Origin of the sequence: uncultured Gilvimarinus sp. (assembly GCF_963975215.1) — a bacterium.
GTDB lineage: Bacteria > Pseudomonadota > Gammaproteobacteria > Pseudomonadales > Cellvibrionaceae > Gilvimarinus.
In genome coordinates this window covers 1-25,575 of the sequence record NZ_CAXBFW010000028.1, presented here as the reverse complement: position 1 = coordinate 25,575, position 25,575 = coordinate 1, and the positions used below count along the sequence as shown (strand labels likewise).

At 56.2% G+C, this 25,575-nt stretch carries 23 protein-coding genes; 15 read left to right on the top strand and 8 right to left on the bottom strand.

Annotated elements, in window-relative coordinates:
• Positions 1-60 precede the first annotated feature (60 nt).
• From AAC019_RS14910 to AAC019_RS14895, 4 genes are all read left to right on the top strand, one after another.
• The gene (locus AAC019_RS14910) at positions 61-1,554 is read left to right on the top strand and encodes a phospholipid carrier-dependent glycosyltransferase (RefSeq protein ID WP_339899918.1); all 1,494 of its coding nucleotides are present in this window, start codon (positions 61-63) and stop codon (positions 1,552-1,554) included.
• Positions 1,554-2,108, top strand: coding sequence for a PA14 domain-containing protein (locus AAC019_RS14905; protein ID WP_339899917.1), 555 nt, complete (start codon positions 1,554-1,556; stop codon positions 2,106-2,108). The genes AAC019_RS14910 and AAC019_RS14905 overlap by 1 nt, the downstream gene beginning before the upstream one ends.
• Before the next feature lie 105 nt (positions 2,109-2,213).
• Positions 2,214-4,052, top strand: a complete 1,839-nt coding sequence (locus AAC019_RS14900; protein ID WP_339899915.1) for a hypothetical protein — start codon at positions 2,214-2,216, stop codon at positions 4,050-4,052.
• Positions 4,053-4,274: 222 nt separating this feature from the next.
• Positions 4,275-6,389 (top strand): hypothetical protein, encoded by a 2,115-nt coding sequence (locus tag AAC019_RS14895; protein ID WP_339899913.1) that lies wholly within the window; start codon positions 4,275-4,277, stop codon positions 6,387-6,389.
• A 95-nt stretch (positions 6,390-6,484) separates the two neighbouring features.
• On the opposite strand, the gene AAC019_RS14890 is transcribed toward AAC019_RS14895, so the two are convergent.
• From AAC019_RS14890 to AAC019_RS14880, 3 genes are read right to left on the bottom strand one after another with little or no spacing between them, the layout of a single operon-like run.
• Positions 6,485-6,886 (bottom strand): SMI1/KNR4 family protein, encoded by a 402-nt coding sequence (locus AAC019_RS14890; protein ID WP_339899912.1) that lies wholly within the window; start codon positions 6,884-6,886, stop codon positions 6,485-6,487.
• Between the two features lie 19 nt (positions 6,887-6,905).
• Entirely contained in the window at positions 6,906-7,325 is a 420-nt protein-coding gene (locus tag AAC019_RS14885; protein WP_339899910.1) for a hypothetical protein, read from the bottom strand.
• 57 nt (positions 7,326-7,382) lie between these two features.
• Positions 7,383-7,559, bottom strand: a complete 177-nt coding sequence (locus AAC019_RS14880) for a hypothetical protein (RefSeq protein WP_339899909.1) — start codon at positions 7,557-7,559, stop codon at positions 7,383-7,385.
• Between AAC019_RS14880 and AAC019_RS14875 the strand changes: the two genes are divergently transcribed.
• Positions 7,537-8,637: a CAP domain-containing protein gene (locus AAC019_RS14875; RefSeq protein ID WP_339899908.1), complete on the top strand. Its 1,101-nt coding sequence runs from the start codon at positions 7,537-7,539 to the stop codon at positions 8,635-8,637. The two genes, AAC019_RS14880 and AAC019_RS14875, sit on opposite strands and share 23 nt — an antisense overlap.
• 9 nt (positions 8,638-8,646) lie before the next feature.
• Here the strand turns inward: AAC019_RS14875 and AAC019_RS14870 are convergent, their stop codons facing one another.
• From AAC019_RS14870 to AAC019_RS14855, 4 genes are all read right to left on the bottom strand, one after another.
• The gene (locus AAC019_RS14870; protein ID WP_339899906.1) at positions 8,647-10,998 is read right to left on the bottom strand and encodes a DNA polymerase II; all 2,352 of its coding nucleotides are present in this window, start codon (positions 10,996-10,998) and stop codon (positions 8,647-8,649) included.
• 16 nt (positions 10,999-11,014) lie between these two features.
• Positions 11,015-12,106 carry a DUF2333 family protein gene (locus AAC019_RS14865; RefSeq protein ID WP_339899905.1) on the bottom strand — a complete coding sequence of 364 codons (1,092 nt, stop codon included), beginning with the start codon at positions 12,104-12,106 and terminating at the stop codon, positions 11,015-11,017.
• Positions 12,107-12,142: 36 nt separating this feature from the next.
• Positions 12,143-12,649: a copper chaperone PCu(A)C gene (locus AAC019_RS14860; RefSeq protein ID WP_339899904.1), complete on the bottom strand. Its 507-nt coding sequence runs from the start codon at positions 12,647-12,649 to the stop codon at positions 12,143-12,145.
• A gap of 78 nt (positions 12,650-12,727) precedes the next feature.
• Positions 12,728-13,432, bottom strand: coding sequence for an N-acetylglucosaminyltransferase (locus tag AAC019_RS14855; RefSeq protein WP_339899903.1), 705 nt, complete (start codon positions 13,430-13,432; stop codon positions 12,728-12,730).
• 245 nt (positions 13,433-13,677) lie between these two features.
• On the opposite strand from AAC019_RS14855, the gene AAC019_RS14850 reads away from it, so the two are divergent.
• The 10 genes from AAC019_RS14850 to purD all read left to right on the top strand — a co-directional run bounded on the left by AAC019_RS14850 (position 13,678) and on the right by purD (position 25,304).
• The gene (locus AAC019_RS14850; RefSeq protein ID WP_339899902.1) at positions 13,678-15,510 is read left to right on the top strand and encodes a protein-disulfide reductase DsbD; all 1,833 of its coding nucleotides are present in this window, start codon (positions 13,678-13,680) and stop codon (positions 15,508-15,510) included.
• A gap of 292 nt (positions 15,511-15,802) precedes the next feature.
• Entirely contained in the window at positions 15,803-16,243 is a 441-nt protein-coding gene (gene aroQ / locus AAC019_RS14845) for a type II 3-dehydroquinate dehydratase (RefSeq protein ID WP_339899901.1), read from the top strand.
• Between the two features lie 43 nt (positions 16,244-16,286).
• Positions 16,287-16,739 (top strand): acetyl-CoA carboxylase biotin carboxyl carrier protein, encoded by a 453-nt coding sequence (gene accB, locus AAC019_RS14840; protein WP_339899900.1) that lies wholly within the window; start codon positions 16,287-16,289, stop codon positions 16,737-16,739.
• Between the two features lie 61 nt (positions 16,740-16,800).
• Positions 16,801-18,144 (top strand): acetyl-CoA carboxylase biotin carboxylase subunit, encoded by a 1,344-nt coding sequence (gene accC, locus AAC019_RS14835; protein WP_339899899.1) that lies wholly within the window; start codon positions 16,801-16,803, stop codon positions 18,142-18,144.
• A gap of 46 nt (positions 18,145-18,190) precedes the next feature.
• The gene (gene prmA / locus AAC019_RS14830) at positions 18,191-19,072 is read left to right on the top strand and encodes a 50S ribosomal protein L11 methyltransferase (RefSeq protein ID WP_339899897.1); all 882 of its coding nucleotides are present in this window, start codon (positions 18,191-18,193) and stop codon (positions 19,070-19,072) included.
• Between the two features lie 97 nt (positions 19,073-19,169).
• Positions 19,170-20,729: a DUF3426 domain-containing protein gene (locus AAC019_RS14825; protein ID WP_339899896.1), complete on the top strand. Its 1,560-nt coding sequence runs from the start codon at positions 19,170-19,172 to the stop codon at positions 20,727-20,729.
• 171 nt (positions 20,730-20,900) lie between these two features.
• Complete coding sequence (dusB, locus tag AAC019_RS14820; RefSeq protein ID WP_339899895.1) at positions 20,901-21,896, top strand: tRNA dihydrouridine synthase DusB; 996 nt, start codon at positions 20,901-20,903, stop codon at positions 21,894-21,896.
• Positions 21,893-22,210 (top strand): DNA-binding transcriptional regulator Fis, encoded by a 318-nt coding sequence (fis, locus tag AAC019_RS14815; protein WP_041522533.1) that lies wholly within the window; start codon positions 21,893-21,895, stop codon positions 22,208-22,210. The genes dusB and fis overlap by 4 nt, the downstream gene beginning before the upstream one ends.
• 107 nt (positions 22,211-22,317) lie before the next feature.
• Entirely contained in the window at positions 22,318-23,889 is a 1,572-nt protein-coding gene (gene purH, locus AAC019_RS14810) for a bifunctional phosphoribosylaminoimidazolecarboxamide formyltransferase/IMP cyclohydrolase (RefSeq protein WP_339899894.1), read from the top strand.
• A 125-nt stretch (positions 23,890-24,014) separates the two neighbouring features.
• Complete coding sequence (purD, locus tag AAC019_RS14805) at positions 24,015-25,304, top strand: phosphoribosylamine--glycine ligase (protein ID WP_339899893.1); 1,290 nt, start codon at positions 24,015-24,017, stop codon at positions 25,302-25,304.
• An 83-nt stretch (positions 25,305-25,387) separates the two neighbouring features.
• On the opposite strand, the gene AAC019_RS14800 is transcribed toward purD, so the two are convergent.
• A partial coding sequence (locus AAC019_RS14800) for a hypothetical protein (RefSeq protein WP_339899892.1) occupies positions 25,388-25,575 on the bottom strand: 188 nt, incomplete at its 5' end.

Below are 25,575 nucleotides of genomic sequence, written 5' to 3'. Positions count from 1 at the left end.
AATCGTAAAACAATAAACGTTTAATAACGCAGAATATCAACAACGGTTTAAATTTCTGTTATGCACTCATTTCTTAAACATCATATTACCCGTCTTTATTTATTGTTACTGCTGGTGACTTCGGCCGTGGTATACATCACCGGGTACGGCCAACCCAACGCCCTGTTCTGGGACGAAAATTATCATATTTCGTCCGCCGAAAAGTACATCGACGGCGTGATGTACATGGAGCCCCACCCGCCGCTGGGCAAACTACTGATGGCCGGAAGCGAAGCGCTGCTGGGAGCCAATGCCGGCAAAGACAAATCGAATTTCACCGGCACCGACTATGTACGCGACTCGGACATGCCGCAAGGTGGTATCAGTTTTTACGGTTACCGCATGCCATCCACCGTTTTAATGGCGCTGTCGGTGTTGTTTTTATTTGGCATTATCCGGCGCACTACCGGCAACCCTCACGTGGCGCTGGCATTTTGTTGCTTTTTAATTTTTGATAACGCCCTGGTGATTCACGCGCGCTCGGCAATGCTTGAGGGTATTCAGTTATTTTTTATTCTCGCCGCGATTTACTACGCGGTACGTATCGTCACCTCGGCCAAGGGGCCGACACTCACGCAGTACGCACTGCTGGGGGTCATCATTGGCTTGGCCGTGGCGGTTAAAGTAAATGCTTTAGTGCTGCTATTGCTGTTCGTTATGGTCTACGGGGTCGATCAGTGGCAAGCCATTAAAACGTTTGACCTGATCGCCTTGATAAAACGCTTAGCCAGCACAGTACCCGCTGGCGTAATACCACTGGCCCTGACTTTTTTTGCTGTTTTTTATATCCACATTGGTCTGGGCCAACAAATTTCACCCCACAAAGATTACAGCGCGAGCACCGAGTACCAACAAAAAATCAACGCCGGTGAAAGCTGGGCGCCCGGCACCTTTGTTATCGCCATGCAAGACAACTTAAAGTACATGTCCAATTATGCCGACGGCGTGCCCCGCCTGGACGTGTGCAAAGACGGCGAAAACGGCAGCGCCGCTATCGGCTGGCCGCTGGGCACCAAGACCATCAACTATCGCTGGTCGAAACGCACGATCGACGGCACCACCTACGTCCGCTATCACAACTTAGTAACCAACCCGGTGGTGTGGTTTAGCGTACTCGCCGGCGTGGTGCTTTCGGCCGGGCTCATCATCGGCCGCTTTGTTTACAACAACCCTGTTAAAGACACCTCTTTGTTCTATTGGATTTGCGCTTTCACCGGCTTATACATCAGTTACATGGTGGCGATTTTGCAGATCGAGCGGGTGATGTATATGTATCATTACCTGGTGCCGTTAGTGTTCGGCATTATTAACCTCGCGCTGGTGTTTAGTTATATCTTCCGCGAGCAATTGCAGACAGCAAACCGCCACACCTATATCAATCTGGCCGTGTTTATGGCGTTTACGGTGGGCGTGTTTTTTATCTTTGCGCCTTTCACCTACAGCTGGGAGCTAACCGAGGCGCAATTTGAACTCCGGGACTGGTTTGACTATTGGAAGCTCGAGGTGGTGCGCTAATGCTTAAAAATACGATTTTCTCGGCACTGCTGTTGGTGTTTATTGCACTGACCATTAACCAGCTCATTCCGCCATCGGTAGACCCGGTGTTAAAAATGGTACTCAGTAAAAGCCAAGGCCAAATTAACCAAATCGATCAACCCCGGCAGATATCCGATAGCCGAACTTTACTGATCGACCGGGTAGAGCTAAACGCTAACAACCACTTTAAGCACCCGGAACTTGGGGTACTGGGTTGGAGCGAATACTTTTACGCCGACATTACCACCTCGTTTACCGTGGCCGAGCCCTCGCGTTACCGCTTTGAGGTCGGCAGTGACGATGGCTACCAACTGGAAATCGACGGCGACATTATTTGCCAGTACAAGCGCGACCGGCCGTTTCGGCGCAACACCTGTATGCACCGGTTAAACGCCGGCCAGCACCAGCTAACGCTGCGCTACTTTCAGGGCTATGGCAACGCAGGGCTGACCTTTAAAGCAGCCCCCGACGGCGTCAATAAATTGAAGTTTTGGGGCGAAAAAATCAAAGGCATCGACTATCAGGCCCCTTAAAAACGGCAGGGGTAAATATTTTTAACAATTTATCACTGGTATAGCGTCTATGCTCTGGTTACTTTAAAACCACAGAACAAACACCTTTAGAGACCGGAGCAGACTATGTCTAAGCCATTTTTTACCCGCACAGCCCTGTGCCTAAGCATCGCCGGCGCACTAGCCGCGACAGGCTGCGGCGGCAGTGATGGCGACGAAGATAGCGGCGCTCAGGGGCCAGGCGCACCTAACGCCGACGCAACCGTAACCCCGCAGGCAGTAACGCTAAACTGGGACAGCGTCAACGGCGCCAGTTATTACCGGGTGTCACACGACCCGGACGGCAGCAGCGGCTACAGCGACATCAGCGGTGAGCTGCAAGCCACCGAGTTTAAGGCCCCTTTGGCCGCCCACCTCAACAACTGGGCCGACGGCCGCTATCTGGTCGAGGCCTGCAACAGCAATGGCTGCAGTGCCAGCTCCGACATTTATCTGGAAGATCAGGCCATCGACGCCATCGGCTACCTAAAAGCCGGCTCAGCGCAACAGAAAGCGACGTTTGGCTTTGCCATGGCCACCTCGGCCGACGGCTCGACGCTCGCCGTTGGCGCCCCGCGCTTTGATATTGCAGAAGACGCCGGCACCAACAGTGGCGCCGTCTTTATTTTTACCGCCGGCGACTCCGGCTGGCAGCTCAGCCACACGCTGGAGAACCCCGCCCCGGACATGGGCACTGACGATTTATTTGGCTATTCACTGGCGATGTCTGACGACGGGGCCACTCTGGCCATTGGCGCTCCTTACGAAGACAGCGCCGGCAGTGGCGATGCAGACGATAACTCCACCGTCGACTCAGGCGCGGTCTACATTTACCAAGCTGGCGCAAACAGCTGGCAACAGCAAGCGCGCCTAAAAGCGTCTAACGCCGAAACTCAGGACTTTTTTGGTGTGCGCGTAGCGCTCTCGGCCGACGGCTCGCGGCTAGCTGCGAGCGCGCCCTATGAAGACAGCAATGCCTCGGGCGTTAATGGCGACCAGGACGACAACAGCGTCGATCTGGCCGGCGCGGTGTACCTATTTGAACAAACCGGTGACAACTGGAGCCAACAGGCCTACATCAAACCCAGCGTTCCCTCCTGGTACGACTCCCCCTGTTTTGATCCACGCCCGCCGGGTATCGAGTGCTACTCGACCACGCCCTCGCGGTTTGGCTACGCCCTAGCCTTTGCCGACAATGGCAACATGCTGGCGGTTGGCTCACCCGGCGACAACTCCAGCAGCGGCGGTATTAATGGCGATGCCGAAGATTTCAAAGCGCGCAGCTCGGGCGCAGTACAAATTCTGCGTTATAGCGATGCCGGCTGGGCCCATACCGACTTTATTAAAGCCGCGATTCCCGGCATCAACGATGAATTTGGCCTGAGCCTGTCGCTCTCCGGCGACGGCACCCGCCTCGCGGTTGGCGCGCCCTATGAAGACGGCGCCGAATCCGGTCTTGAGGCAGATGCCAGCATTATTGGCGAGGCCGACTCCGGCGCCGCCTATGTCTTTACTTACGACGGCAGCTGGCAACAGCAGCAATACCTAAAAGCCGAAGAGAACGACGAAGACAATTTATTTGGCTGGCAAGTACTGCTCTCGGGCGACGGTGACATTTTAGTAGCCGGTACCCCGCGGGATGACTCGGACGCCATAGCCATCGGCGACGACTGGGACAACAACCTGGCACCGAGCGCCGGGGCCGCTTACGTGTATCAACTAAACGGCGACAGCTGGGCTCTGGGCAACTACCTTAAAGCCAGTAACACCGATGCCAACGACACCTTTGGTCGCACTCTGGCACTTAGCCGCGACGGCCAAACTCTCGCCGTCACGGCCTCGGGGGAAGACGGTAACGGCACTGGCGTTGATGGCGACAGCAGCACTAACAGCGTGATAGACAGCGGCGCCGTCTACCTGTACTAGCGCCCTCGCTGTGCACACAGCCACCAGAGCCCTACCTTGGCTCTGGTGGCATCCCGCGATAAATACATCCCCAAGGAACCGGCGGCGCGCGCAAGGGTCAAATCCCCTCTTATTTATGGGATACTAATAATCTGGCGTATCGCCTAATTTCCGCCTTTGCATTGACACACCTGTCAGGGCCGGACAGAATCCCCGCACACGATAAACTTCAGGATCGATTGAATGAGTTACGAGCTTCTGCACGCGGTTAAAAAATATAGCCTATTACCCTGCCTTATGGCCTCACTGGTACTCGCCGGCTGTGGCAGCGACGATGACGACGAGCAAACCGCCAGTTCCAGCAGTGTAGCCAGCAGCGCCTCAAGCTCCAGCAGCTCATCATCAACCCCTGTCAGCAGTGGCGAGTGGCCCGACCTAAATATCGAGGGCGCCGGCACCGGCACTCTGCGCATTTACTGGGACGCGGTTGACGGCGCTAGCTTTTACCGCCTTTACAAAGACCCGGACGGTGCCAGTGGCTTCAGCCAAGTGGGTGACGAGCTCAGCGCCCCGGAAGCTTTCGATCAGCTCAGCACACACCTAACCAACTGGCCCGAAGCCCGGTATATGGTTGAGGCCTGCGCCAGCGCCGACGATTGCAGTAACTCTAACGAAGCCACCGCCATACACGCGATGCTCGACACCATCGGTTACGTAAAAGCCTCCAACGCCGAAGCCAGTGACTGGTTTGGCTGGAGCCTGGATCTATCCGCCGACGGCACCACGCTCGTTGTCGGCGCTCAGCAAGAAGACTCGATGGCCCAAGGGGTTGACGGCGACCAAACCGACAACAGCACCTTCGCCGCCGGCGCCGTGTATGTCTTTACCGACAACAATGGTGAGTGGCAACAGCAGGCTTACCTCAAAGCCTCCAACACCGAAGCGCCCTTTGAGAATGACGACGGCGATAAGCTGATAATCCGAAATGACCGCTTCGGCTACTCGGTATCACTGTCTGATGATGGCAACACCCTCGCGGTGGGCGCCCTGCTCGAGGACAGCAACGCCACGGGCATCAATGGCGATGAAGCCGATAACTCCGCGAAAAATGCCGGCGCCGCCTACCTGTTTCAGCGCACCGACGGCAGCTGGTCACAAACGGCCTACGTCAAAGCGTCTAACACGCCAGATGAAGAAAGCACCTCTAGCAGCTCTTCGTCCAGTTCGTCATCATCCAGCGAGGACAACAGCTCATCGTCAAGCGTCTCTTCGGTAGGCTCCAACACCGCCGGGGACAAGTTTGGCTATAGTGTCGCGCTCTCTGGCGATGGCAGCACCCTCGCGGTTGGCGCCATCGGTGAAGACAGCAGCGCCGGCGGCATCAATGGCGATGAAAGCATTAACGATCTTTCACTCGATGGTGCGTTTGGCGCAGTCTATGTCTTTGCCAACGACGGTACCAGCTGGGCACAGCAGGCTTATGTAAAAGCGGAGACCCCCAGAGCGCAAGATCAATTCGGCATCTCGGTGGCGCTAGATTACGAAGGCAACACTCTGGCTGTGGGGGCCAACGGTGAAGACGTGCCCGTTAACGGCGTCAACCAGGAGATTCCCGCAGGTGCCGTGATCAAGCCAGACTCCGGCGCGGTATTTGTCTATAACCGCAATGACGGGGAGTGGAGCCAATCCGCCTATATCAAGCCTGGCTACTCAATACGCTTATCCTATTACAACAACAGAGGCGTTCTCTCATACATAAGCGGCTTGCGCTTTGGCTCTAGCGTGGATCTGTCAAGTGATGGCAAGCGCCTATCGGTAGGCGCCCCCGGCGAGGGCAGTCGCGCCACCGGCGTGAATGGCGACCCCGAGGATTACACCCAGCTCGACCCGGACTACAACAGCGAGATGGAATCCTACTTTGGTGCGGGGGCGGCCTATATTTTTGAAGACTTAGCCGATGGCTGGGAGCAGACGGCCTACATCAAAGCCTCAACCCCGGGCCCCAATGATGCCTTTGGAACCAGCGTGCGGTTTTCGGGCGACGGCTCATACCTTGTGGTAGGCGCCTTTTTTGAAGACAGTGCAGCGGTAGGCATCAATGGCGATGAAACCGACAACAGTGCCGAAAACAGCGGCGCGCTGTACGTGTTTAGCCATGGCGCCTCCGGTGAGTGGTCGCAGCAAAGCTACGTCAAAGCCTCGGTAAGCGACTCGCAAGATCGTTTGGGCCACGCCTTTGCGCTATCGAACGACGGCGCCCGCTTGGCCGCCAGTGTCTACCGCGAAGCGGGCGAAGGCCCGGATGCAGAGCCTGAGGACAATAGCGCCGATGCCACAGGTGCGGTGCGCCTTTACTGATTAACAAACCCCACCGTTCACCCATAAAAAAACCGAGCACATGCTCGGTTTTTTTATGCCGGCTATTTGCCCGCAGTGTCGCGTGATTTCGCGGTTTAGCTCTCGAGCCACACATCGCGTATCCAGTGCCATACCGATGGCCAGGTTTCATCGCTTATTTCACCATCGCGCCAAAACTGTACCTCGCCATCGGGGTCGACGCAGTAATAGTGCCCATGGGTTTCACACAGCGGCACCAAGTGACGCGGCATCCCCCGAGCCCACGCCACAGCGGCCACCTCCGGCAAATAGGTATGAGCGTAAGGGTCTGCCGCGGTAACGGGCTCTAATGAGCCGTAAACAACATCGCTCGCCTGCAACAGGTAATTGCGCAGGTCCAAAGGCAAAGGCAGCAAGAGCTCCTCCTCGACCACCACCAGAGCATCGTCATCGGGCAGCTCAAGCGGCACCGGGACACTGACATTTTGCTCGCGTAATTCGTCCAGTACGTCTTCCATGTTTCTCTCATTGCATGACTTAATATCGGGTAGCAATGCTACCGCCCCCCAGAGAAAGGCACAAGCGTACCCTTCCCGGTGATTTTTGCGCGCCAGTTACAGTTATTGTGGGTAACAACCGGTTAGAATATAACCAACCTGCACTTACAACCGACCCCCAACCCTGAGAATACTTTGTGAAATCGCTTGCTCCCCTTTTATTGATCTTCCTGCTCAGCGCCTGCGGCGGCTCGGGCAGCTCCGACAGCAACGTCGGCGCACCACAGAACAGCTCCGTTTCCAGTAGCCGTTCAAGCAGCAGTTCCGATGGCGACAGTTCTGACTCGAGCAGTTCAATCGTCAATAGCTCGACACCCGCTAGCGCCTCCAGCAGCGCGGAGTCTTCACTAAGCAGCAGCGCGAGCTCAGTATCCAGCTCAAGCGCCCCGAGCTCTGACACCTCCAGCTCGCCCGCCAGCAGCTCTTCGAGCAGCTCAGTAGTAATCAGCAGCTCGTCTCAATCTTCCAGTAGCAGCGAGTCTAATTCTAGTTCCAGTTCTAGCTCCAGCTCTAGCTCCAGCTCCAGCTCCAGCTCCAGCTCCAGCTCCAGCTCTAGCTCTAGCTCTAGCTCTAGCTCTAGCTCTAGCTCTAGCTCTAGCTCTAGCAGTGTGATGCCAGCCCCGAGCGCCGTCAAAGCCGGGGCCGGAAACAGCCAGGTCGTCCTCGATTGGCTGCCAGTGGCGGGGGCCGATGCCTATGAAGTATTTTTTGCCTCCGAGCCCAATATTACCCCGGAGAATATCGGTGCCTACCGCGATGGCGACTGGCAACAGGTAGCGCAACCGCCGGTCACCATCGGTGGTCTGAGTAACGGTACAACCTATTACTTCATAGTAACCGCCACCTTTGCGGAGTCAGCCAGCGGTGCCAGCGCACAGATCAGCGCAACCCCATCGCAACCGAGTGCACCACTGAGTGTCAGTGCCGCCGAGGCCACAATGTTAGAGCTGGTCAATCGCGCACGTTTTGCGCCTGCGGCCGAGGCGTCGCGCTTTGGTATCGACTTAAACGAGGGGCTCGCCCCGGGAACCCTGAGCGCCGAACAGCGCCCGCCGCTGGCCTATAACGAGCTGTTAATGCAAGCAGCGCGCAGCCACAGCCAGTGGATGCTCGACACCGATACCTTCTCGCACACAGGGGTGGCCGGTAGCAGCGCCGCCGAGCGTATGGCGGCTGAAGGCTACACGTTAAGCGGCAACTGGGCGGCGGGAGAGAACATCTCGGTCTCGGGCGCGACGAATACGCCCGATGTGACCACCGCGGCCATTAGCCAACACCGGGGGCTATTCGAGTCCCCTGGGCACCGGCTGAATATCCTCAATGGCAGCTACCGCGAGCTGGGCATTGGCCAACGGGTAGGTGATTTTGCGTTTGAGGGCTACGGCGCTTTGGCAAGCTCAATGATCACCCAAAACTTTGCCCGTCACGGCAGTGACTACTTTGTCTCGGGCGTCGTGTATCGCGATGCCAATAACAATGGCCGCTACAATGCCGGCGAGGGTATCAGCAATGTTACTGTGAGTGCGGGAGACGCGAGTACCGTAACCGGCAGCGCGGGCGCTTACAGTATCGCCCTCCCTAACGGGCGCTATACGGTCGCTGCCTTTGGCGCAAATGTCCCGCTGGTAAGCGAGGCTGTGAACCTCAGCAACGCCAATAAAAAAGTCGATGTGATTGTCAGCGGTAACAGCAGCCAATTGCAGCAGTGGTAATAAAACGCACTAACCGAACAGCGACATTTGCTGATCGGTTATAGCCGCTAGCGAGTCATCTAAAAAATACAAAATAGCATCGGCCACCGGGGCCAACTGGCGGGTGCGATAGTGTTCGTAATCAAGTTCGCTACGCCGCCCCGCTACTGGCTCAGGCCCCTGTAACGTAATCACGTAACTTATCCAGTCACCGCGCTTAAGCTCACCAAGGCCCCACTCCACCTGTTTGCGTGCGGCCTGCACATGGGGCGGAACATTTTTTTGGTACTCACTTAAACGCCGCCGCAGGCGCTTTTTATACACCAGCTTGGCATCGCTCTCGCCGCGCATTAAAGCGCGCACACAATCTTGCACATAACCTTGATAGGGCTCATCGGCAAACACCCGGCGGTACAGCTCGTGCTGAAACTCACGGGCCAGTAATGTCCAGTCACTGCGGGCCGACTCGAGCCCTTTAAACACAAGCGTTTCCGCGCCTGCCTCGCCCACCAACCCTGCGTAGCGTTTTTTACTGCCTTCGTCAGAGCCGCGCACGGTGGGCATTAAAAACTTTTTGTAATGAATTTCAAATTCGATTTCCAGTGCACTGTCAATCGCAAACTCGCGTTCGAGCTTTTCTTGCCACCAGTGGTTTAACCCCGCAGCCAATGTTTTACCCACGGCACTGGCCTTAGCATCCGCCATTGGCGCATCCGTGCAAAGCCAGACAAACACGGAGTCGGTATCACCATAAATCACCCGGTAGCCCTGCTGCTCGATCCAGCGCTTACTCGATTGAATAATGTCGTGCCCGCGCAGGGTAATTGAGCTGGCCACCCGAGGGTCAAAAAAGCGACATCCGGTAGAACCCAACACCCCATAAAAGGAGTTCATAATAATTTTAATCGCGTAAGACAAAGGTTTATTGTCGGCGGCCTTAGCCCGGTCGCGCGCCTGCCACAGCGATTCAATCATATCGGGCAAAATGGCCTTCTCGCGATCAAACGAGGCGCCGTTAAAACCTTCCACCAGATGCCGTTTACTGGTTGCCAGCTCGGCACACCAAAAAGCGCAGGGGTCGATATAAAAAGTGCGGATTATACTGGGGTACAGGCTTTTAAAATCCAGCACCAATACGTGGTGGTAAATGCCGGGGTCCGAGTCCATAACAAAGCCGCCGGGGCTGACAATATCCGAGCGCAGCTCCCCCAGGTTGGGAGCAATAAAACCCTTGCGATGCAAACGCGGTAAGTAGCTGTATTCAAACGCTGCCACAGAGCCGCCAATCCGATCGAGCAACAGCCCGGTTAACTGGCTGCGCTCAATAGCAAACTCCAGCAACTGCTGACGGGCGAAAATATCCCACACCAACTGACAGTCTTTGATGTTGTAGCGCGCCAACGCGGGCTTATCGTCGGCAAATAATCGAGTGATATCATCGCCGCGACCGGCACCATGGAGCAGCTTCCCCTCGCCCAAAAGCTCGGCGGCGACGTTATCCAGAGCAAAGCTATCAAACTGATAATTGGCTTGTTTAAGCAGCTCGATACCGTCCAGTGCGACACGGCCGGGAATCGACACAAACCGGCGGCCGCCCTCGCCCTTTTCCTCGCGCCAAAAAGCGCGCGCGCCACCACGACCTACCTCGAGCACCATTTTTAAGCGGGCGGCAATCTCACTCAGCACCCACAAATCAAACTGCACCAAGTTCCAGCCAATTAAAGCGTCCGGATCTTCGCGCTTTAGCCAATCCAAAAACGCCTGTAAGCAGGCTCTTTCATCAACACATTCGCGCAGCTCTGTCCCGTCATCCAACTGTTGTGTGTGCGAGTGGCCGGCCACCATAAAGACGCAGCGAGTCTGCGCGGAATAAACCCCAATGGAGTACAGGGTTTTAGCGTCCATAGTGGTTTCGATATCGACGGATGCCAGGCGTAAATCGGGACGATACTCGGCGGGGGCAAGTTTGGGGTTATAGAGCGCGCCGGCGCGCTTACCGCCACCATCGATGCAAGCGGCGGCGGTAATAAAACGCTCCATCAAAAAGCGTTCGGGTGGGCGAATGTCCGCCTCCCAACAGGGGATAGTGTGCGAGGTTAAACGCTTTTCGGCCTCACGGGCTGCGGCCATGGTGTGAAAATAAAAAGCCGTAACCGCTTTGCCATCGCGGGTCTTTAACGGTAAATCGCGATGGCGCCAACCGGACAACGATTTTAGTATCTCAATCGCCTGCGGGGTTTTGCGTGTAGCGATAAAAAAAACCGCTTCTTGCCCGCTAAAGCGGGTACACACAGCGCCGGCGTCGGTTGCCCAGTGAAACTCTAACTCAAGCCCTCTAGCGGTATCGCGCCAGCCGCGCGTCAATAAAAAAGCATTCAACATGGCGCGTCGGTGCAGGTTAGCCCTGCTCGAGTAACTCCCGCAAATCAATAATGGCGGCATTGGCGCGGGAAATATAAGAGGCCATAACCAACGAGTGATTGGCCAGCACACCAAACCCGCTGCCGTTTAAAATCATTGGGCTATAAACTGTGCTCTGGGTCGCTTCAAGTTCGCGAATAATTTGTCGCACGCTGACCAGCGCATTTTTCTTAATAAGTATGTCAGAGAAGTCCCGTTCAACAGCGCGCAGCAAATGCAGCAGTGCCCAGGCGGCGCCGCGAGCCTCGTAATAGACATCATCGATCTCTAACCAGGGTGTTTTGACATACTCATCGCCCGGTTTAGGGGTCGAGGCGGTAGCGGCCGCATCGCCGGCCAAATCCGTATTGAGCCGTTGCTGGCCAACGCTGGCACTTAAGCGCTGAGATAAGTTGCCCAACCGGGTTTCAACCGTTTTTAGCCAGTAGCGTAAATTATCGGCACGGGCAAAAAATTGCGCATCTTTGTGCGCCGGATCCACCAACCGATCAAGATACCCCTGCAGGTGCTCAATGCCTTGACGGTATTGCTTTTCCGAGGGCGGAAACAACCAGCTGTCGTTGTTAAAGTTAAAGCGAGACTCAGCCAGCGCTAAATCTTTATCTTCTAATGACTGCGACTGCGAGCGACTAAACGCCTCGCGCAAGGCCTTGTTCATGTCTCGCACCTGGATCAGTACGCCGTACTCCCAATTGGGCATATTATCCAGCCACCAGCTGGGCGGCGTCACATCGTTGCTCAGATAACCGCCGGGCTTATCGAGCAGCGTCTCGGCCACACTCATCAGCGTGATGGTGGTAGTAGCTCCCACCACCGCGGGGCTATTCATTTGCTCGAGCTTAGCCTCGGTGCGGGCGCTGACATTAAAGGTTGGCGGCATCAGGCTCCAGTACCAACCCAGCGCCAATAACGCCATCAATACCAGCACCAGCACGGCCAACAACACCTTCCAGAGTGACCCCTGGCGCGGCTCCCCTTCGTGCGGCGTCACGCCATCAATAGGCGCCGTCTCACTGTCGGCACTGTTGCGGCGAGTTAACTTGCGCCAGGTTTGTCCCAGACTTTCCATTATCGTCATACTCCTATAAAACGCGGCGGTTACGCGTTAGTGATGATGAGAGTGATCGGCGCCATCGTACCGGCTTACTGCGCGCGCCATAATCTGTGCTGTTTTTCCGCTGTTTAACTCAAGGGTTAGCTCTACCGTGTCGCCGGTGGCAATGGATGGCTCCACACCCAGCAACATGATGTGGTAACTGCCGGATTCAAACACTAAGGTCTTACCCGGGGCGATTGTCAGCGACTCCACCGGCCGCATACGCATCATGCCATCAACGCTGGTATGTGAGTGTAGCTGGGCTTTTGCCGCAGCGGCGGTGCTAACACCGACTACAGTCTCAGGCTTGGTGCCGGTATTTTGCAGATGCAAATACACGGCACTGTTATGGGTGCCCGGAATCGGCAACTGGAGCGTCGCGTTACTGACCTTAAGTCCAGATACGGCTACCGACTGAGCGGGCTCAGCGGCCTGAGTGGGCACGACCAAAAACAGCCACAGGGTAATAACAAGGTGCGCCACAAGCGTTGAACGCGAAGCTATATTCAGCGACACGATGAACTCCTTAATAAGATGAAGGTATTTACCTACCATGAGCGTTGCCAGCCACAAAACCGCACGACCGATAGCCTGCTAAGGCGGCGATAAAAACTCTACGCGCACGGGCGAGCCGACTTTTATATCGCCGCGCAACAAGTAGCCTTTTACCGCCTCGCGCATGGTTTGATAGACCCAGCGCCCCTCGGCATCACTGCCGGTGACAATCAGCACCATTTGATCATCCCGTCGTGCGCGCAAAGCCAGATCTTTTAATTGGGCTTTTAACGTGTCGCTGCGCGCCTGTAGCTCCCCGGCGTTAAGCATCACGGCATTGTCTGCCACCACCGGCGCCTGGGGCTCCAGCGTGTGTTTACGCTGCTCGCTAATCATCGCGCTCACCGCGGCGTTGTCAGGCAGTATTGTCGCAGCCCGGTCGAGGTAGGTGTGCGCCTCCTGGTAGCGGCTGCGCTGCGCTGCATCCCGGGCCATATCCAAATAGCGCAACACAATCGCCTGCATTCCCAGTTCGGCGGGCTCGTTGTCTTTATCCAACTGCAATACGCTGGCATAGCGGTCGTAGGCGTTATCATAGGCGGGCATCAATAGCCGGTCTTGGGCGAGCGCGCGCTCTGCCTGCGACAATAACCGGGCGATGGTACGGGCACGTTGTTGCTCCGGGCTGACGGTGGGCTTGGTTACCACGGGTTCGGGGGCCGCGGGCGCTTTACTGCCCATATTCGAGCAGCCGGCCAGCACCATTAATACACACAAAACCGCCGAGCCGTTTAAAAACTTCATTACCGCCAAATCTCCACAAGCGCTCAAGTAAATTAACATTGCAAACCAAGGCTACCGTGGGGCCAGTGTAGCCGGTCGCCTGCCCGGCGGCAACGCACCGGAACCACACTCCGGCGCTGTGGTCTGACGCATGTTGCCCAGAGCGGATCACCGGCCGCGTCACAGCATTTGTAAAAGATCGCGGCGAGCGCGAGAATAGGCAACCACATTCATCCGTTTTACTGTTTGCGAGTTAACACTGCGTAATGACTGACACCTTGATCCGCCGCTTAACCTTGGCCACTGCCAGCCGGTTGTTACTGTTACTAGCCCTTTGCGCTTCGACACTCGCCCACAGTGCCAACACCCTGGAGCTGGTGCCACCAAAATCCGCCAGCCCCGGCACCGGCCTTGCTTTGGGCGGCACCGAACAAGACGCCGAGCCGGAGTTTTTACCCGTTACCGAAGCCTATATGCTAAGCAGCTGGGTGCGGGACGGCTCGCTGATACTCCACTGGGACATTGAACCCGGCTACTACCTCTACCAGCAAAGCTTTAAGCTCACCACCGATACCGGCGTCGAGCTAACGCCACACTTTTCTGAGAGCGTCGATAAGTACGACGAGTACTTTGAAAAAAATATGGCGCTGCACTTTGGCTCAGCCACCCTGACCCTGGCTCTACCTGCCGATACCGCGCCATTTAATCTAAAAGTACAATCACAAGGCTGCGCCGAGGCCGGCCTGTGCTACCCCCCCTACGACGACTACCTGCGTATCGACCCAGGCCAGCAATCCGCCGACCCGATTACAACCGAAACCTTTCACAGCGCCACCGGCACCGGTGACACGGCGAGCTCTACCACAGCCAACAAAGGCCGTGGGTTGTGGGCCATATTGGCGCTGGCACTGGCGGGCGGCGTGATTCTGAATTTAATGCCCTGCGTGTTTCCGGTGCTGTCGATTAAGGTGCTGAGCCTTACCGGCGCCAACCGCCAGCGCGCCCATCACCATGGCTGGGCCTATACCGCCGGCATCCTGGTGAGCTTTGCCGCGTTTGCCTGTTTACTGCTTGTGGCTCGCGCCAGCGGCGAAGCGGCCGGCTGGGGGTTTCAGTTGCAATCACCCCTGGTGATTGCCGCACTGGTCTACCTGTTTGTATTAATGGGGTTAGTGCTTTCCGGGCTCATTGATATGGGCAGTAGCCTGATGGGGGTCGGCCAGCGGTTAACGCAAAGCCAGGGTTTGTCGGGCTCATTTTTTACCGGCGTGCTGGCCGCCGTAGTCGCCAGCCCCTGCACCGCACCTTTTATGGGGGTCGCTCTTGGCTACGCCCTTACGCAGCCCGCCCCCACCGCCCTGCTGGTGTTTGTCGCGCTGGGCTTTGGCATGGCCTTGCCGCTGTTATTGCTGTGTTACGCCCCCAGCCTGATTCGCCACTTACCGGCGCCGGGCCCCTGGATGGACACTCTGAAACAGCTGCTCGCGTTTCCGATTTACCTCACGGCCCTGTGGTTACTTTGGGTGCTGGGGCATCAGACCGATAGCGATGGCATTGTCATTATATTGCTGGGCGCCCTGTTATTTGGCTTTGCCCTTTGGTTGCGTCAACACCGCCCCACTCGGGCAGCCGCCAAGGTGATTATTAATATTGTCGCCATCGTATCGGTAGCACTCGCGCTGGTACTACCGGTGGTTGCTCTCAAAGCAAAACCCACAGCACTTACCAGCACTGATCACTGGCAACCCTACACAGCCGACACCCTGGCGCAGTTGCGCCGCGAAGGGCGCGGAGTGTTCGTTAACTTAACCGCCGACTGGTGCGTCACCTGTTTAACCAACGAGGCGGTGGTATTGAGTACCGATGACATTACCGACGCGTTTAAAGCCCACGATATCGCCACATTAAAAGGCGACTGGACCAATGGCGACCCGGCCATCACCGCGTTACTGCAAGAATATGAGCGCAGCGGGGTGCCGCTTTATTTATGGTTTGCGCCAAAGGCTCAGGGGAAAGCCGTAATTTTGCCGCAATTACTGCGCAAAAAGCACTTGCTGGACGAATTTGCCCTCGCCTACCCCAAACAGACAGCACATTAAGCGACGTTAGCAACACAATCAAAGAAGTTGCTCAACTTTCCGCCAAGTGGGTGCTATTCCGGGGGTAATTGCCCTTATCGTGCAAAAACGCAAACCATCAGCCGGGCAACAAACAGCCAGCTTCCCGTAAATACCTACTAACGCCCGCAAACGTGTCGACATTTTTCGGGATTTCGAGAAAAATACCGGCACATCATGGACACATCAGCTTTTTTGCGGCAAACTCGCGCCTTATACGCGGCTGGGAGAACAGCTCCCGCCTATCATTGGCACAGGCAGCATAGGATTCCTTATGGCGAGCATACTGGTGTTACACGGCCCCAACCTTAATTTGCTGGGTACTCGTGAGCCGGGCGTCTACGGAGCCACCACGCTCAACGATATCAACAATCGCCTAAGCGCTATTTGCCTAGAGCAAGGCCACCATTTGCTAAGCCTGCAAAGCAACGCCGAGTACGAACTGATAGACCGAGTGCATGAAGCGCGCAACGAGGGTGTCGATTTTATTATTATCAACCCAGCCGCCTTTACCCACACCAGTGTCGCACTGCGCGATGCACTGCTGGCCGTGGGAATTCCGTTTATCGAGGTGCATATCTCCAACGTCTATAAACGTGAAGAGTTTCGCCACACATCTTATTTTTCTGATATTGCCGAGGGCGTTATTTGCGGCCTTGGCGCTCAGGGCTACGAGCTGGCACTGTCTGCAGCGCTCGCTCGTAGCTCATCGTAAACCTATTGCTTAAATTGAATCCGGTACATTAAGAGAGGATCACATGGACATTCGTAAAATTAAAAAACTGATTGAGCTTTTAGAAGAGTCTGATATCGGTGAGCTGGAAATTAAAGAAGGCGAAGAGTCTGTACGCATCAGCCGCAACTCTACCCACGCCGCGGCCGCGCAACCCCAACAAGTGTATGCCCCTGCGGCGGCCCCTGCAGCCCCAGCGGCTCCGGCGCCAACCCCGGTTGCCGCCGAACCCGAAGGCCCGGCCGGCCACGCACTCAAATCGCCCATGGTCGGCACTTTTTATCGCTCACCCAGCCCAGGCTCGCCATCGTTTGTGGAAGTAGGCAAACAAGTTAAAGCCGGCGATGTTGTCTGCATCATCGAAGCGATGAAGATGATGAATCAGATTGAAGCCGATAAATCAGGCGTTATTGAAGCCATTTTGGTAGAAGACGGCGAGCCCGTAGAGTTTGACCAACCCTTGGTAACCATCGTTTAACCGCGATTGTTAAGCACAGCTGTTAGGCGCAACGCGCCGTTAAACACGAGGAGTTGGTGTCATGTTTGAGAAAATACTAATTGCAAACCGCGGTGAGATTGCCCTGCGGATTTTGCGCGCCTGTAAAGAGATGGGCATTAAAACCGTCGCCGTGCACTCGCTAGTGGACCGCGATTTAAAGCACGTGCGACTGGCCGATGAGTCGGTCTGTATCGGACCGAACCCGTCGCCCCAAAGCTATCTGAATATCCCCGCGATTATCAGCGCTATGGAAGTGACCGAGTCAATCGCGGTCCACCCAGGCTACGGCTTTTTGGCCGAAAATGCCGATTTTGCCGAGCAAGTGCAAAAAAGCGGATTTGTCTTTATCGGGCCCGATCCGGACGTTATCCGCACCATGGGCGACAAGGTCGCGGCCATTGTGGCCATGAAAGAAGCCGGCGTACCTACCGTACCTGGCTCTGACGGCCCGCTAGACTCTAAAGATAGTGCCGCTTGCCAAGCTACCGCCAAGCGCATTGGCTACCCCATTATTATTAAAGCCGCTGCCGGCGGCGGTGGACGGGGTATGCGCGTGGTACATTCCGAAGCGTCGCTGATGAACTCGATCCAAATCACCCAAAACGAAGCCAAAAGCGCGTTTGGTGACGATACCGTCTACATGGAGAAATTCCTGCAAAACCCTCGTCACGTCGAGATTCAGGTTCTGTCCGACGGTCAGGGTAATGCCATCCACCTGGGCGATCGCGACTGCTCGCTGCAGCGTCGCCACCAAAAAGTATTGGAAGAAGCACCGGCACCGGGCATTCCCGACGACATTCGCGAATCCACCGCTGCAGCCTGCGTAAAGGCCTGTATCGATATCGGCTATAAAGGCGCGGGCACCTTTGAGTTTTTGTACGAAGACGGCCGCTTTTACTTTATTGAGATGAACACCCGCGTTCAGGTGGAGCACCCGGTTACCGAGATGGTTACTGGCGTCGACATTATTCGCGAGCAAATTCGCGTTTGCGCCGGCGAGAAACTCTCGATCAAGCAAGAGGATGTGGTCATTCGCGGGCACGCGTTTGAGTGTCGTATCAACGCCGAAGACCCCAAAACCTTTATGCCCTGCCCTGGCACCATCAACAATTTTCACGCCCCGGGCGGCTTTGGCGTACGGGTAGACTCACACCTGTACAGCGGCTACACCGTACCGCCAAACTACGACTCAATGATCGCCAAGATCATTACCCACGGTGAAGATCGCACCATCGCCCTTAACCGCATGCGCAACGCGCTGGAAGAAACCGTTATCGACGGTATTCGCACCAACATTCCGCTGCAGCAGCGCTTGGTACGCGACCCGGCCTTCCGTGAAGGCGGCGTTAACATTCACTACCTCGAGAAAAAACTCGAAGGTTAAACCTGCAGGGCCCGGCACCCGTCGGGCCCTAAGTTTGCGGATTCCCATGCCCTGGTTACAAATCAAAGTTAATACGGTGCGCGAGCAAGCAGCAACGCTCGAAGATGCCCTACTGGATGCTGGCGCGGTGTCGGTCACGCTACAGGATAATGCCGACCAGCCGATTTTAGAGCCCGGGCTCGGCGAGACCCCGCTGTGGGATCAAGTGCGTATTACCGGACTGTTTGATGCCGGCATCGATACCCGCGCCACCACTAACGAAATCAGCAACGCTTTAGACTCCGGGCTACCCGAGCACCAGTGGGAACAACTGGAGGATAAAGACTGGGAGCGGGAGTGGATGAGCAACTACCACCCCATTTGCTGCGGCGAGCGCCTGTGGATTTGCCCCAGCTGGATTGCGCCCCCCGAACCCGACAAGGTCAACATCCTGCTGGACCCGGGCCTGGCGTTCGGCACCGGAACCCACCCCACGACCTTTTTATGTATGCAGTGGCTGGACCAGCAACCGCTACAAGACTTAACCCTCGTGGACTACGGCTGCGGCTCAGGCATTTTGGGCATCGCCGCGTTAAAATTGGGCGCGCGCCACGTTGTAGGGGTCGACATCGACCCGCAGGCGCTGCTCGCCACCAGCGATAACGCCCAGCGCAACCAACTGGCCGATGACGCCATGCCCGTGTATTTGCCGCCCAAAGCGCCCTCCGACCAGGTGGATATTGTGCTTGCCAACATTCTGGCCGGGCCGCTCGCCGAACTCGCCCCACAGCTGTCGGCACTCACCCGCCCGGGCGGAAAAATATGCTTATCGGGCATTTTGGCCACTCAGGCCGATGCGGTTATGGCCGCTTACAGCGACGACTTTGAGTTTGACCCGATCGCACAAAAAGACGAATGGGTTCGCATCACCGGTACCAAAAGCCGCTAAACTGTGGCGCATTTACCCGTGCAGGCTTTGCGACTAAACTGCCCCTAGAGTGTGTTCGGGAAAGCTCTCCCGCGACAGCAAGGAAAACGCGTTTGCTATGACCCAATTGGTTACTCGCTGCCCGCAATGCAGTACGTCATTCCGGATTACGCCTGCGCAAATTCAAAAAGCCCGCGGCGCTGTGCGTTGCGGCTCTTGCCTGCATATCTTTAACGCCGAGCACAATCTTATTGAAGGCGGCAATCCCAAGCCAGTCGAGAACCGTACCAAAGCGATCAAACGCCCACCGCAAACGCCTGCACCGACCCAGGCGCAATTGCCAATGAGTGACGCCCCCGCGCAAAGCAATGAGCCCATAAATCACCAAGACATCGCGGCACCCAGCCCAAAAACCACGCCTGATCCGGCGCAACCCGACACCGGGGCTGCGCCTGCCCCAGCAACCGCGCCGGACACAGAAGATACAAGCTCGGCAACGTCCTCCGTCGCCAGCGACTCATCGCCCGCCGCCGAAACGCCCATGACAAGTTCTCAAAGCGAGGCAGACGGCTTGCTGCGTTTTGATCAGGCGCAAATCGATCTGGAAAGTGAAATTGATGACGATGTCTTAATCAGTGATGATATGGGCAACCCGCCCGCTCAAAACGACACGCACTTATACGTCGCCCCAAGCACAAGCGGACATTCACTGTTTGAGCGGCAACTGCAGCAACAGCCCGACGAGTTCGTCGATGACAGCGACGAGTCCTGGGCCGAGAGCTTGCTGGAAGACGACGGCGCGGAAGGCGCACTTGGCCGCGATAATGACAACACCTTCGACAACCCGCTCAGCATCACCCACGAAGAGTCGTCCGTCCGCCTTAAGCCTAGCCACACTGCGGCAACGGCACATAACCCGCAAGACGACACTCCCCCTCAGGGTTACGACGATTACGACGTGCCTGAAAGTTTTGCGCCAGACAGCTTTGCAACTGAAAGCTACGATCTGGACACCGCATTATTGGATGACCCGGACACCGCAGACGACAGCGCCATTAAAGCCGATCGCTCAGAGACAATAAATGAGAGCGACTCCGCACAAGAGGCGTTTTCGGGGCGGTTACGCGCCTACGATAGCGAGCGCAGCGCCCTGCTGATGGGCATCGACCCAGAGCCGGTGGAAATGGCAACAGCCCACCACCGCCCCTGGCGCAAACGATTATTGTGGGCGTCACTGTGTGCGCTTGCCGCCATTGCCCTGGCGGCGCAAATTGCCTGGCTGCAAGTCGACCGGTTTAGCCGCACCCAACCCTATCGAGGCTACTACCAAAGCGCCTGCCAATGGCTGGGTTGCCAACTACCAACTCTGCGCGACACCAGCAAAGTTAGCGCCTATAACCTGGTGGTGCGGCAACACCCAGAGCGCAGCGACGCCTTAATGGTCGACGCTATTATTCTCAATAGCGCCGAGTTCGAGCAGCCCTACCCGGACCTACAACTCTCTTTTAGCGACCTCAACGACAAACCTGTCGCCTCGCGCCGGTTTACCCCTAAAGAGTACTTGCGGGGCGAATTGAGCGGCCGCTCGATTATGCCGCCCAACCAACCGGTACACTTAAGCCTTGAGCTGGCCGACCCCGGCCCTAACGCCGTCAATTACAGCCTGGTTATTCCCTAGAGGATTCAGGCACCGGAGTTAAAGTCCAAAATTCGCTTAAAAAAAAGCCAATCTGTGCGAAATCTGCGTTCCCAATCCGGTTGCAAAAAGGTATCATAGCCAGCCTTTTTCGACCGGCCCTGCCGCTAGAAATTTAATGAATCGCTATAAGCAGAACTGTCGGTAAGGTAGTTGACAATGCTCCAGATTGGCCCCTATCAAATCGATGCACCAGTGATTCTGGCGCCTATGGCAGGCGTGACTGACCGCCCTTTTCGTCAGCTTTGCCGGCAACAGGGCGCGGGCCTCGCGATCTCAGAAATGGTCACCTCTGACGCCTCGCTTTGGCATAGTCGCAAAAGTCGCCAACGTCTGGATCACCGGGGTGAAACCGGACCGATTGCAGTGCAAATAGCCGGTGCCGACCCGGCCATGATGGCTGACGCCGCCCGCCTTAACGTGGATAACGGCGCCCAAATCATCGACATCAATATGGGATGTCCGGCAAAAAAAGTCTGTAAAAAAGCTGCCGGCTCTGCTCTGTTGCGCGACGAAGCATTAGTCGCCGATATACTGCACGCCGTCGTCAGCGCTGTTGATGTACCGGTGACCCTAAAGATACGCACCGGCTGGAGCCCTGAACAACGCAACGCCGTGGCCATCGCCCGGCTCGCCGAAGACAGTGGCATCCAGGCATTAGCCATACACGGCCGCACCCGGGCTTGTCGCTTTGGCGGCCAGGCCGAGTACGACACGATTGCCGAGGTTGTGCAGAACATAGCCATACCAGTGCTGTGCAATGGCGATATCGACAGCGCACACAAAGCACAGTGCGTACTGCAGCACACAGGCGCGCAGGCCGTGATGATTGGGCGCGCCGCGCAAGGGCGCCCTTGGATTTTTCGACAGATTGACCATTACTTGCGTACTGGTGAACTGTTAGCTGAACCACCCCTGACTGACATCAGGGATATTCTTTGTACCCATTTGGGGGAACTGGCCGAATTTTACGGGCCGGTCATGGGGCCGCGCATCTCGCGCAAGCACCTCGGCTGGTACCTGCAAACTCTGCCCGATAGCGGGCCGTTTCGCGCCACGTTCAACCAGTTAGAAAACGCCCAAGATCAATATGCCAGTGTTCGGGATTACTTCGAACAACTGTTAGAAAGAGAGGAAAAAGCGGCATGAATTCAGTAGAAACTTTTATCACCGAAGCGTCCATTACTCCCAAAGAGTCACTGAGCACGCAAGCACCACAGGCACCCGCAACGCAGGCTCAATCGCTGCGCGGCAGTGTCGAGCAGGCGATGGAAAATTACTTCCAGCACTTAGACGGACAGCCTGTGAGCAATGTCTACGACATGGTGATGGCCGAGGTCGAAGCGCCTCTGCTTGAGGTGGTATTAAAATACACCCGTCACAACCAAACCCGCGCCGCACAAGCTCTGGGCTTAAACCGTGGTACCTTGCGCAAAAAACTTAAGCAATACGGTTTACTGTAAACGCTAATCGCTGGTGCCTATGGCACCCAAGGGTGGCTCAGGGCCACCTTTTTTATTGGTAAGACTTTAATCTTGACCTCAGCTTAACCACAACTGGAAGCGTCCCCATGACTACCGACCTCGCGCCCGTAAAACGCGCCCTGATCAGCGTCTCCGACAAAACAGGCATCGTAGATTTTGCCCGCGCCCTGCATCAGCAAGGTGTTGAAATTCTCTCTACCGGCGGGACTTACCGCTTGCTCAAAGACAGCGACATTCCCGCAGTAGAAGTGTCCGATTACACCGGTTTCCCCGAGATGATGGACGGCCGGGTTAAAACGCTGCACCCCAAAGTGCACGGTGGCATTCTGGCGCGTCGCGGCCAGGACGATAGCGTTATGAGTGAGCACGGTATCGGCACCATCGACATGGTTGTGGTTAACCTTTATCCGTTCGAAAACACCGTAGCCAAAGAAGGCTGCAGCCTGGAAGACGCCATCGAGAACATCGATATCGGCGGCCCGACCATGGTGCGCGCTGCGGCTAAAAACCACGCGTGGGTTAACATCGTGGTTAACGCCTCTGACTACGAGAAAATTTTGGCCGAGATGTCAGCCAACGGTGGCGCTACCACGTACAAAACCCGTTTTGATTTAGCCATTAAAGCCTACGAGCACACAGCCGCCTACGACGGCGCGATTGCCAACTACTTTGGTCGTATGGTCGAAGGTGGCAGCGAAGATTTTCCTCGCACCTTTAACAGCCAGTTTCAGCAAGTACAAACTCTGCGCTACGGTGAAAACTCTCACCAAAAAAGCGCCTTTTTTATCGAGAAAAACCCAGCGCCCGGCACCATTGCCACCAGTAAGCAGTTGCAGGGTAAAGAGCTCTCGTACAACAATATTGCCGACACCGACGCCGCACTCGAAACCGTTAAACTGTTCGACGCTCCCACCTGTGTGATCGTCAAGCACGCCAACCCCTGTGGCGTCGCCAGTGCCGACTCTTTGCAAGTGGCGTACGAGCGCGCTTTTGCCACCGACCCCGAGTCATCCTTTGGCGGTATCATCGCCTTTAACCGTCCGCTCGACGCCGCTACCGCCAAAGCCATTGTCGATAAGCAGTTTGTCGAGGTGATTATCGCCCCGAGCATCGAGCCGGCCGCCATTGAGGCGGTTAGCGCGAAAAAGAATGTCCGTTTGTTAGAGTGTGGCCAGTGGGGTGCCAGCCCCGCCGATTACGATTACAAACGCGTTGCCGGTGGCCTGTTGGTGCAAGATCGCGACAACGGCACTGTGAGCGAGTCAGACTTAAAAGTGGTGACCAAACAGGTGCCCACCGAAGCGCAAATGCGTGACCTGCTATTCACCTGGAAGGTGGCGAAGATGGTTAAGTCTAACGCCATTGTGTACGGCAAAGACGGCGCTACCGTGGGCGTCGGTGCCGGCCAGATGAGCCGTGTTAACTCGGCGCGTATTGCCGGCATTAAAGCCGAGCACGCCGGCCTTACCGTACCCGGTTCGGTGATGGCATCGGATGCGTTCTTTCCGTTTCGCGACGGTATCGACAACGCTGCGGCGGCAGGTATTGCTGCGGTAATCCAGCCCGGCGGCTCCATGCGCGACGACGAAGTTATCGCCGCCGCCGACGAAGCTGGCATCGCCATGGTGTTTACCGGCATGCGGCATTTTAGGCACTAAGACGGGCAACGGGAGACGGTTCACGGAGAACGGAACCGACTCCCCACTAACGTAAAACCAAAATTCTGGAGGATCGGAAGAACGCCGGAACGTACTCCGTTCCCCGTTCACCGTGTACCGAAAAAATGAATATTCTCATTATTGGCGGCGGTGGCCGCGAGCACGCGCTGGCCTGGAAGGCGGCGCAAAGCCAGCAAGTCGAAACCGTTTACCTCGCACCCGGTAACGCCGGTACCGCGCTGGACGACAAACTTAAAAATGTCGATATTGATGTGCTGGATTTTGCCGCGCTGGCCGAGTTCGCTAAAGCCGAAGAAATTGCACTGACCATCGTCGGCCCCGAAGTACCCTTGGTTGAAGGCGTGGTAGATTATTTTACCGAGCGCAATCTGGCTTGCTTTGGCCCCAGCAAAGGTGCCGCACAACTGGAAGGCTCAAAAGCCTTTACCAAAGACTTTTTAGAGCGCCATAAAATCCCCACCGCCGACTATCAAAACTTTACCGAGGTCGAGCCGGCACTGGCGTACTTGCGCGAGAAAGGTGCCCCTATCGTGGTTAAAGCCGACGGCTTAGCCGCCGGTAAAGGCGTTATTGTGGCAGAGACCCTTGAGCAAGCCGAAGACGCGGTACGCGACATGCTCTCGGGCAACGCATTTGGTGACGCCGGTTGTCGCGTGGTTATTGAAGAGTTTCTCAGCGGTGAAGAGGCGAGCTTTATCGTGATGGTCGACGGCGAGAACGTATTGCCCATGGCCACCAGCCAGGATCACAAACGCGCCGGCAACGGCGACACCGGCCCCAACACTGGCGGTATGGGAGCCTACTCTCCCGCACCGGTTGTCACTAATGAAGTGCACCAACGCATTATGGATGAAGTGATTTATCCAACCGTGAAAGGCATGGCCGCCGAAGGCAATCGCTACACCGGTTTTCTTTACGCCGGCTTGATGATTGACGAATCTGGTACGCCCAAAGTGATTGAATACAACTGCCGCTTTGGCGACCCGGAAACCCAGCCGATTATGCTGCGCCTTAAATCTGATTTAGTCGCGCTGTGCCTGACGGCCCTCAAAGGCGAGCTCAACAGCGCCAGCGTCGAGTGGGACCCGCGCGCCTCGGTAGGTGTAGTGCTGGCCGCAGGCGGCTATCCGGCCAGCTACAATAAGGGCGATGCGATTTCTGGTCTGCCCGCCACCGAAACTGCTGGCGAGAAAGTATTCCACGCCGGCACCAGCCGTCAGGGTGACGACATTGTCACCAATGGCGGTCGCGTACTGTGCGCAACGGCTCTGGGCAATAGCGTGCAAGAGGCGCAAGAGCGCGCTTACAAACTTGCCAGCAATATTAAGTGGAACGGCGTTAACTACCGCACTGATATCGCTTACCGAGCCATCGCCCGCGAGCAACAGAGCTAATCCGCCCTGTTAGCCCAGCAAGGCTAAACGCAAAAAGCCCCGATAAATCGGGGCTTTTTGCGTTACGTCTTTAGCCTCAGCGGCTAACGGCCTTCGTTCAACTCCGGTAGCCAGTGGGCAAGCGCAACATCGTGCTGCTCGATCACGGCCAGTAGTTGCAAGTTTAGTTGCTCAGCCACCTGTAAAAATTCCGCATAATCATCCGTGTTAATATAAGCGTTGAGACTGTAGAAAAACTCCAAAAAATAGGCGTTTTTTGCTAAAATAAGGC

Excerpts from the sequence above, each read along its gene's own strand:
- accB (WP_339899900.1), top strand. The coding sequence starts at position 16,287 with ATGGACATTCGTAAAATTAAAAAACTGATTGAGCTTTTAGAAGAGTCT.
- AAC019_RS14875 (WP_339899908.1), top strand. The coding sequence starts at position 7,537 with ATGCCAGCCCCGAGCGCCGTCAAAGCCGGGGCCGGAAACAGCCAGGTC.
- AAC019_RS14910 (WP_339899918.1), top strand. The coding sequence starts at position 61 with ATGCACTCATTTCTTAAACATCATATTACCCGTCTTTATTTATTGTTA.
- AAC019_RS14890 (WP_339899912.1), bottom strand. The coding sequence starts at position 6,886 with ATGGAAGACGTACTGGACGAATTACGCGAGCAAAATGTCAGTGTCCCG.
- aroQ (WP_339899901.1), top strand. The coding sequence starts at position 15,803 with ATGGCGAGCATACTGGTGTTACACGGCCCCAACCTTAATTTGCTGGGT.
- AAC019_RS14900 (WP_339899915.1), top strand. The coding sequence starts at position 2,214 with ATGTCTAAGCCATTTTTTACCCGCACAGCCCTGTGCCTAAGCATCGCC.
- purD (WP_339899893.1), top strand. The coding sequence starts at position 24,015 with ATGAATATTCTCATTATTGGCGGCGGTGGCCGCGAGCACGCGCTGGCC.
- accC (WP_339899899.1), top strand. The coding sequence starts at position 16,801 with ATGTTTGAGAAAATACTAATTGCAAACCGCGGTGAGATTGCCCTGCGG.
- AAC019_RS14870 (WP_339899906.1), bottom strand. The coding sequence starts at position 10,998 with ATGTTGAATGCTTTTTTATTGACGCGCGGCTGGCGCGATACCGCTAGA.
- AAC019_RS14905 (WP_339899917.1), top strand. The coding sequence starts at position 1,554 with ATGCTTAAAAATACGATTTTCTCGGCACTGCTGTTGGTGTTTATTGCA.
- AAC019_RS14895 (WP_339899913.1), top strand. The coding sequence starts at position 4,275 with ATGAGTTACGAGCTTCTGCACGCGGTTAAAAAATATAGCCTATTACCC.
- AAC019_RS14825 (WP_339899896.1), top strand. The coding sequence starts at position 19,170 with ATGACCCAATTGGTTACTCGCTGCCCGCAATGCAGTACGTCATTCCGG.
- purH (WP_339899894.1), top strand. The coding sequence starts at position 22,318 with ATGACTACCGACCTCGCGCCCGTAAAACGCGCCCTGATCAGCGTCTCC.
- prmA (WP_339899897.1), top strand. The coding sequence starts at position 18,191 with ATGCCCTGGTTACAAATCAAAGTTAATACGGTGCGCGAGCAAGCAGCA.
- AAC019_RS14855 (WP_339899903.1), bottom strand. The coding sequence starts at position 13,432 with ATGAAGTTTTTAAACGGCTCGGCGGTTTTGTGTGTATTAATGGTGCTG.
- AAC019_RS14850 (WP_339899902.1), top strand. The coding sequence starts at position 13,678 with ATGACTGACACCTTGATCCGCCGCTTAACCTTGGCCACTGCCAGCCGG.
- fis (WP_041522533.1), top strand. The coding sequence starts at position 21,893 with ATGAATTCAGTAGAAACTTTTATCACCGAAGCGTCCATTACTCCCAAA.
- AAC019_RS14865 (WP_339899905.1), bottom strand. The coding sequence starts at position 12,106 with ATGGAAAGTCTGGGACAAACCTGGCGCAAGTTAACTCGCCGCAACAGT.